Annotated in this window: 5 protein-coding genes and 1 pseudogene; 2 read left to right on the top strand and 4 right to left on the bottom strand. The window is 77.1% G+C overall.

The features are described 5' to 3' along the window. Nucleotides 1-99: 99 nt before the first annotated feature. The 4 genes from WDW90_RS35170 to WDW90_RS35155 form a co-directional block, all read right to left on the bottom strand. Nucleotides 100-690, bottom strand: coding sequence for an SAM-dependent methyltransferase (locus tag WDW90_RS35170; RefSeq protein WP_336492371.1), 591 nt, complete (start codon nt 688-690; stop codon nt 100-102). After that, the gene (locus tag WDW90_RS35165; RefSeq protein ID WP_336492370.1) at nt 687-1,460 is read right to left on the bottom strand and encodes a PIG-L deacetylase family protein; all 774 of its coding nucleotides are present in this window, start codon (nt 1,458-1,460) and stop codon (nt 687-689) included. Before WDW90_RS35165 ends, WDW90_RS35170 begins: the two co-directional genes overlap by 4 nt. Next, complete coding sequence (locus WDW90_RS35160; protein ID WP_336492369.1) at nt 1,460-2,602, bottom strand: acyl-CoA dehydrogenase family protein; 1,143 nt, start codon at nt 2,600-2,602, stop codon at nt 1,460-1,462. The genes WDW90_RS35165 and WDW90_RS35160 overlap by 1 nt, the downstream gene beginning before the upstream one ends. Before the next feature lie 104 nt (nt 2,603-2,706). Further along, nucleotides 2,707-3,936 (bottom strand): glycosyltransferase, encoded by a 1,230-nt coding sequence (locus WDW90_RS35155; protein ID WP_431311191.1) that lies wholly within the window; start codon nt 3,934-3,936, stop codon nt 2,707-2,709. A gap of 230 nt (nt 3,937-4,166) precedes the next feature. Here WDW90_RS35155 and WDW90_RS35150 point away from each other — a divergent pair, with 230 nt between their 5' ends. Together WDW90_RS35150 and WDW90_RS35145 are read left to right on the top strand one after the other, a co-directional pair. Continuing rightward, nucleotides 4,167-4,415: a DUF6894 family protein gene (locus WDW90_RS35150; RefSeq protein WP_336492368.1), complete on the top strand. Its 249-nt coding sequence runs from the start codon at nt 4,167-4,169 to the stop codon at nt 4,413-4,415. A 48-nt stretch (nt 4,416-4,463) separates the two neighbouring features. Beyond that, a pseudogene (locus WDW90_RS35145) lies at nt 4,464-4,646 on the top strand (Holliday junction branch migration DNA helicase RuvB); the annotation flags it as partial.

Genomic DNA, 4,646 nt, shown 5'->3' with positions numbered 1-4,646 from the left:
CCTGCCGCGGCTCGTCGGCCACGAGGTGCCGGGGCAGGTCGCCAAGGCCGGGCGCCCCTGCGACCTCCACGCGCCGCCGCGGGCCGCCTGACGCCCGGGTCAGGCGCCGCGCGCGCGCAGCACGTCGAGGCGGTAGCGCTCGCTCCGCGACTGCCGGCAGATCTCCGCGAAGGGGGCCGCGCGCGCCAGGAAGAGCTCGGCCGCCTCGTCGCCCCCGAGCGGGTAGTCGGTCTCGCCGGTCCAGTGGACGAGGACGACGTCGCCACCCGGCCCGAGGGCGGTGCGGACGCGCTCGGCGAGGCGGCCCACATCGGCGGCGTCGAGGTAGTAGACGACCTCCGACAGGAGGATCAGGTCGAAGCGGCCGGCCGGCCAATCCGCGGGGACGCGGCACGGCGCGAAGCGGATCTGAGGCATGTCCGCGCAGCGCCGCCGGGCCTGATCGAGGGCGGCCTCGGCGACGTCGAGGGCGAGGAGCGCGTCGCAGCGCGGCGCCAGCGCCCGGGTCAGCACCCCGATCGAGCAGCCGACCTCGAGGGCCGCGCCGTAGCGCGCCCGCGGCAGGGCCGCGAGGGTCGCCGCGTATTTCGCGCGCTCGTACGCGCTCGTGGCGAAGCGCCAGGGATCGGGATCGGCCGCGTAGAGATCCGCGAAATAGGCGGCCGGCAGGGAACCGCGGCGCCGGCTCACGAGCGCATCCCCGAGCGGACCCCCGGGTGGGCCTCCGGATGGACCTCGAGGAAGATCTCGAAGGGCCGGGCGAAGCGCGCCAGCATGGCGGGCTCCAGGCGGAAGCCCTCCGGGTCGTCGTCGATGAGCGCCGTGGTCTGCGAGCGGTGCGCCGCCACCGCCCGGGCCTTGGCGGGCAGATCGGCCGCGACGTCGAGGCGCATCCCGCTGGGCGCCGGGCCGACCTCGGCCCCGGGCGGCAGCGCCCAGGCCCAGACCGGGTAGGCGCGGACGCGGATGCCGGGAAGACGGGCGCGCGCCAGCGCCACGATCGCGGCACTGGCCCGGTGGTCGCCGTGCGGGTCGTGCTCCCAGGTCACGAACAGCGTGCCGGCCCCGCAATCGCGCGCGGCCTCGGCGACGGCCCGGGCCGCGTCCTCGGCAGCGGGGCCTGTCGCCGGCACGGCCCGGTCGGGCAGGCGCAGGAAGCGGATATGCCCGGCGGCAAGCCCGAGCGAGGCGGCGGCGGCGCGGGTCTCGTCCTCGCGCAGGGCCCGCAAGGCGTCCGGCGGATAGGCGCGGGAATTCGGGTGCGAGCCCGTCCCGTCGCTGACCACCACCAGCCGCACCGGCAGGCCCTGCCGGCAGGCGCCCGCGATCAGGCCGCCGCAGCCGAGGCTCTCGTCGTCGGGGTGGGGCGCCACCACCACGAGGCCGCGCCCGCCCGTCAGCGCCGCGAGATCGGTGACCGGCAGGCGCTCGGCCGCCGCGAGGAAGTCGCCGGCCCGCATCAGGACTCGTCCCCGCCCCGCCAGAGGTCGCCCGCCGGCACCTCCGCCGCGAGGATGTGGGCGGCCGCGCCCGCGAGCGCCCGGTCGGGGGCGGGCTGGCGCAGGTAGGTCGCGAGGTCGCGCGACAGGCGCTCGAGGGGATGGCCGCGCAGGAAGCCCTGCAGGCCGACCGAGCGCTGCGCGCGCTGCAGGACGTCGAGCCCCGCCGCCTCGACCGCGAGCCGCGCCAGGTTGACGTAGGCGACGATGCGCTCCGGCGCGAGCGTCTCCTCGCGGACCGCGCGGGCGGCCCGATCCACCCAGAGGCGCGCGGTCTCGGCCGCGAGCGCGCCCTCGCCGAGGCGGGCGAGCTGGTGCGGGTCGGCGCCGCGGCCGGTCCCGCGCAGATGCGCCAGCCAGGCGTCGAGCACCGCCTCGATGCCGCCGAGCTGGACCGCCGCGAAGCGCCAGGCGCCGCCCGAGAAATGGGGCTCGCCGTGGTACGCGTCGGGGCCGCCCAGGATCGCCTCCGCCGGCACGGCGAGGCCCGTGAAATCGACCCGGCCGGTGGCCGAGGCCCGCATCCCGTGCGCGCGCCACTCCGACAGGTCGGCCCGCGTGCCGGGCTCGAGGGCCACCACCAGCATCAAGGGCGGGGCGCCGGGCGCCTCCCGGGCCGTGACGAGGGCGCGGGTGACGAAGCCCGCCCCGGAGGCGAAGGTCTTGGCCCCGCGCAGGCTCAGGGTGCCGCCCTCCCGCGAGAAGGCGAGCCCGCCCTCGGCCGGCTCCGTGTTCCAAACCCCGAACAGGTGCCCGGCCCGCGCATCGGCGAACAAGGCCCGGCGCGCCGCCGCCCCGCCGTGGCGCGCGACGAGCTGCAGGGCGTTGACGTGGCCCTCGTAGAGCCGGCCGAGCGCGAGGCTGCCGGAGCCGAGGAGGCGCAGCACCGCCGCGAGGCTGGCGGCGCCCGCCTCCTCGCCGAGCCCCGGGCCGCCGGCGTCCCGCGGCACGGGCGCGGCGAGGAGGCCGGCGCGCGCGAGGTCCGCCACGTCGTCGGCCGGGAAGCCGCCGTCGCGGTCCTGCGCGGCCGCGCGGGAGGCGGCCCTGCGCGCCGCCGCGCGCGCCGCCTCGACCGCGTCACAATCCCGGTCAGCGAGCACCATGCCGTCCAATCGCCCTCCTCACTCCGTCCTCATCACTCCGCGCGAGCCCCTCGGTGCAAGTCCATCGGTGCAAGTCCCTCCGCGCGAGGCCGCGCCGCGAACGCCTAGGCCGCGGGCGCGGCCGTCTCCTCGACCGTGAGGCCGTCCTCGGCCGCGACGCGCGCCGGATCCGGATGCAGGCCCCGGCCGGGCAGCCGGGCGCGCGCGCGCACCCGGTCGACGGCGCGCAGCAGCCCGAGGAGCGCCCGCGCCCGGCGGATCTCGCCCGCGAGCTGGCGCGGGGCGAGCGGCCGGGCCGCGAGGCGGGGGCTCGCCGCCTCGACCGCGGCCCAGACCTGCCCGACGCTCTCCAGCCCCGCGATGGCGTTCGCCTGCGCGCGCCCGATGCCGAGGCAGGGCGCCCAGAGGCGCGTGCGTCCGAGCCGGCGCCGCGCCTGGAGCCCGCGCAGCCACCGGCGCCAGAAGCAGCGCAGGAGCGCGCGCGGCAGGGCCTCGAGGCGCGGGTCGCAAGGGCTGTCCGGCTCGGCGCAGCGCCGCCGCATCGTGTCGGCCGCGCCACCCGGTGCCCGCCCGTCGAGGCGGCCCGAGGTGACGACCGTGATGTCGGGCGCGTGCCGCACGCGCGCGCCGTGGGCGCGCAGCCGCGCCACGAAGGCCCCGTCCTCGCCGGCCGGGAGGGCTGGCAGGCCCCCGACCCTGCGGTAGACCGGAAGCCGCACCGCGAGCGAGGCCCCGGACGCGGTCCGGTGGCAGGGCCAGGGATCGTGCGGCTCCGGATCGATGCGGGCGCCGAGTTCCGTCAGGAGCGCCTCGTAGGCGCCCTCGAGGGCGCCGCGGGCGTGCAGCGCCTCGGGCAGGCGCGCCGCCTCGTCGGCGTCGAGGGCGATCCGCCCCGCCACCGCGTCGGCGCCGGCCGCGAGCGCCGCGAGGTTGCGGGCGATCCAGTCGGGGGGCACGCGGCTGTCGGCGTCGGTCGTCAGGATCGCGCCGTCCTCCGCGCCGGCCTCGCGCAGCCACGCGGCGGCCGCCTCCATGGCGGCGCGGCGGGCCCAGCCGGCATGGGCATCGGCGGCGTCCTCCACGACGACGCGGACCGGGCCGGCGCGCGGAGCGGACGCCACGACCGCAGCGGTGTCGTCCGTGCAATTGTTGAGGAACAGCACGAGGCCGAAATCGCCGCGGGCGATCCCGACCTGGGATTCCAGCGCCTCCAGGCATCGGCCGACGCGCTCGGCCTCGTTGCGCACCGGAACGGCGACGACCGCCCGCATCCGACGGCTCGACGCCCCGCCCTGGTCCGGCAATGGCACCCCGGTTTCCGCTTCACGCGCCACATACAACTCCAGCGGGCCGGGCAGATCCGCCGGCAATCCGAGGTTTAACTTGCCGGGTTTAACTTGGGCGCAATCGATCGGTTCGATCCGAGCGCGGCCTTTTTCGTCGCAATCCGCTCGGCGAAGGGCCGATGCGTCACTTTGCGCAGCACGGTTCCCGCGCCGGCATGAGAACATATATAGAACAAAACGAGAGCCCGAACGAGAGCCCGACAGGAGAGCAAGGACAGATGGCGCGCTATCGCTTCCACTGCACCAACGGCCATGAATGCGTGCTCGACGTCGAGGGAGCGGATGTCCGCGCCCCCGCGCGGCTGGCGAGCCGGGCCCGCCAGGTCGCCCGCACGGTGATGCGCAGCCTCGACGATGGCGCGGACTGGTCGGGTTGGCGCGTCACCGTCCACGACCTGAAGGGCCGCAGGGTGCTGCTGCAGCCGTTTCCGTCCGCGCAGGAGGACAGAGCCTCCCTGGCGGCCTGAGCGCCGGGATCCTCGCCCCGGAACCCGCACCCCAGGAACCCGCGCTCCATGATTCCGCGCTCGATGAATCCGCATCCCAGCAAGCCGAGGACCGACGCGCCGCTCGATCCGGAGCACCGCCCCGACAGCCCGGACCAGACGGTGCGTCCACTGGTTTTGTCGGAGTTTGTGGGTCAGCGCGCGGCGCGTGCGAACCTTCAGGTGTTCATCGAGGCGGCGCGGAAGACGGGC

Source organism: Methylobacterium nigriterrae (assembly GCF_037106235.1).
Lineage (GTDB): Bacteria > Pseudomonadota > Alphaproteobacteria > Rhizobiales > Beijerinckiaceae > Methylobacterium > Methylobacterium nigriterrae.
The sequence above is the reverse complement of the archived record's forward strand: the minus strand, read 5'-3'. Positions and strand labels throughout refer to the sequence as shown.

Excerpts from the sequence above, each read along its gene's own strand:
- WDW90_RS35165 (WP_336492370.1), bottom strand. The coding sequence starts at position 1,460 with ATGCGGGCCGGCGACTTCCTCGCGGCGGCCGAGCGCCTGCCGGTCACC.
- WDW90_RS35160 (WP_336492369.1), bottom strand. The coding sequence starts at position 2,602 with ATGGTGCTCGCTGACCGGGATTGTGACGCGGTCGAGGCGGCGCGCGCG.
- WDW90_RS35150 (WP_336492368.1), top strand. The coding sequence starts at position 4,167 with ATGGCGCGCTATCGCTTCCACTGCACCAACGGCCATGAATGCGTGCTC.